3 protein-coding genes and 1 pseudogene are annotated in these 2768 nt (G+C 68.6%); all 4 read right to left on the reverse strand.

All coding sequences use genetic code 11. The features are described 5' to 3' along the window. Window positions 1–1432, reverse strand: a 1432-nt coding sequence (locus PHC73_RS13475) for a CoA-binding protein (protein WP_300129286.1), incomplete at its 3' end; no start/stop codon positions are given. A 72-nt stretch (window positions 1433–1504) separates the two neighbouring features. Beyond that, a complete protein-coding gene (locus tag PHC73_RS13480; protein ID WP_300129288.1) occupies window positions 1505–2017 on the reverse strand; it encodes a c-type cytochrome in 513 nt (170 codons plus the stop codon). A 34-nt stretch (window positions 2018–2051) separates the two neighbouring features. Next, entirely contained in the window at window positions 2052–2405 is a 354-nt protein-coding gene (locus PHC73_RS13485) for a hypothetical protein (protein ID WP_300129290.1), read from the reverse strand. A gap of 25 nt (window positions 2406–2430) precedes the next feature. Beyond that, window positions 2431–2768, reverse strand: a pseudogene (locus PHC73_RS13490) (hypothetical protein); the annotation flags it as partial.

The following is a 2768-nucleotide window of genomic DNA, read 5'->3' on the forward strand; positions in this document are numbered from 1 at the left end:
TCCACGGCTTGGCCTCATCGCGGCACCAGCCCTGCGGCAAATAGCCCGGTCGGTCGAAGTAGTCGCGCATGGCGGCCAGGCCCCGCGCCAGCGCCTGCCCGCCCTGCACGTTCGGCATGGGGTCGGTGTCCAGCCACTGCCGGTAGCTGTCCTTGAGCGCGCTGGTCTCGATGCAACCGGCGAGGATGGGCTTTTGGATGCGGCCCTGCCAGGTGGCGACCGGCGCGTAGAAACGCTCGCCGCCGTCCCAGTTGCCGAACATGATCGACACGGCGTCGAAGCCGTCGTGTTTGATCATCTCGTCGGCCATCTGGTAGTAGACCTCGGCGAAACCGTAGATCTGCGCCGTGATGTCGAACGGATTGTTGAAGGTGACGTTCTCGACCCAGTCCGGCAGCAGGCTGGTGACGCTTTCCGGCAGCGGCGGGGTGGCGATGCCCTCGTCGGCGAAGTAGTCGCCCATCAACGCCGACCAGCCGCCGGAGATGCTGATCAGGCCAGCGGTGCGCACCGGCCGCCAGGCGCGCGGCGGCGTCACGGCGAACACCGAGGCGCGATCGAGCGCCTCGTCCAGCGTGTCGGCCGGAATGGCGCCGGCGGCCTCGATGGCCGCCCGCGTCACCGCACCGGTGGTGGTGATGGCGCCCGTATGACCGAGCGCCGCACCGCGCCCGGCCTCCGAGCGGCCGACCGCCACCACGATCACCGGCGTGTTGTTGGCGCGGCACTTCTGCACCGCTTCCACGAAGTGCGGGTAGTCGCCGAACTGCTCCACGTAGGTCACCACCACCCGCGTGTCGGCGTTGGTGGCGAGAAAGTTCAGCGCGTCGGTGAGGGCGAAGTTGACCTGGTTGCCGGTCGAAATCTGAAAACTGATGCCAAGCCCGCGGTCCCAGGTCAGGCAGCACAGCGCGCCCAGCACGCCACTCGACTGCCCGAGCAGCGCCACCGTGCCGTGCCGGTACGGGCGGTTGATCGGCCCGGTCCACAGATGCAGACCCGCACCGGCGTTGATGTAACCGTTGCAGTTGGGGCCGATGATGACCAGACCGAGCTTTTCGGCGTGCGCGCGCAGCGCCGCCAACTGGTGCGGCTTCTCGAACCCGGCGGCGAGGATGTAGGCCGCCCGGCAACCGGTGGCGGCGACCTGGTCCAGCATGGCCGGCACGTGCTTGGCGCCGAGCAGGATGGCGGCGATGTCCGGCGTTTCCGGCAGGTCGGCCACCGACTTGAAGGACTGGTAACCCAGCACGGAGCTTCGCGACGGATTGACCACGTACACGCGGCCCTGGAAACCGTGGCTGCGCATGCCCTCCAGCAGCTGGCGCGACCACAGGGTGTCCGGCGAGGCGCCAATCACGGCCACTACCTTGGGATTGAAGAACGCCTCGACGGTGGCGGCATCGTAATGGCCGGCGCGCGCGGCAGTCATGGAACCTACTTGAATCGAAAACACGCACGCCGACCGGGCACCCGCGGCGCCCGGTCGGCGCGCAATCGGTTACTACTGAAGCTTGAGTATGGCCTCGACCATGGCCCGCGCCTGGGCTTCGTCGAGCTGCGGGTGCGCGATCATCGGCGTCGGACCCCACACGCCGCCGCCGCCGTGGATGATCTTCTGCGTGAGCTTGTCGATCGCCTGCGGGTCATTGCGGTACAGCCCCGCCACCGCGCGCAGCGGCGGGCCGATGCGGGCGCCATTGACGTCGTGGCAGGAATAGCAGCCGTCCTTGATCAGCGTGTCCGGCAGGCCGGCCTGGGCGTACTGCACGATAGCGCTCTGCGGCGGCAGGCCGTCGGCCGCTGCGGCCTGCGAGGAGGGGGCCGGCACCGCGGGGGCAGCCGGCGCTACCGCCTGCGGCGGCGCTGTCGCCGGCGTCGATGGCGCGGCAGCACCGGCCGGCGCGCCGGCGCTGGCCGCCTGCTGGGCCTGCTCGCCGCCTCTGCCACAGGCGGCCATCGCCACGGCCGCGGTCGCTGCCGCCACCAGTCGCCATCCGCGCGTTACCTGTGCCACCGTGTTCTCCTCCCGAATGTTGCGGCCATGCCGGTCAGGCCGCCAGCAAGCGGCGCTCCATGGTTTCGGACAGCACCTCGATGTGATCGGCCGACAGACTCTCCGGCACATCGGGGTCCTTGAACAGCTCCACGCACACCGCCGCCTCCATGAACATGAGGCCGAGATACAGCAACGGTTTTTGCTCGGCCGGCAGTTGCTCGAGCGGCCAGCGCGCCAGATGCTCGGCCAACGCCTGCATGCGCGGCAGCAGCGCGCTGTATAAGTCGGTCAACTCGGCGATGCTGGAGGCCAGGCGCTTGCGCATACGGGCGTTTTCGGTCGCCAGCGCCCACGGCGCGAAGCGCTGCAGGTCCTTGAACTCGGTCGGCCAGGTCGTCTCGGTCATCGCTGTTTCCTCCTCCAACGGGCGCTCAACGCAGCGCCGGCATCACGTCGCGCGCGAACAGCTGCAGCGTGCGCGCCACCTGCCATTCGGCCTGCCCGCCGAAGTCGGCCATCACCGCCAGCTCCTGGAAGTCGTAATACGTCTCGCGGAAGCGGCCGATCCAGTCGATGAATTGTTTGGGCGTGCCGGCGAACGCGATGTCGTTTCGCAACACCGACTCGAAGGTGTAGTCCTTCATCTGGTTCAGAAAGCCGCCAGCGTAGAAGTGGAACCCGCCACCGCGCAGGCGCTCCTTGACGTCGTCGCCGTTGATCGACTCCTGCGGCACCACCAGGTTGGCGTAGCTGCGCATCATCGGCTGGC

This window comes from Immundisolibacter sp., assembly GCF_028696615.1.
Lineage (GTDB): Bacteria > Pseudomonadota > Gammaproteobacteria > Immundisolibacterales > Immundisolibacteraceae > Immundisolibacter.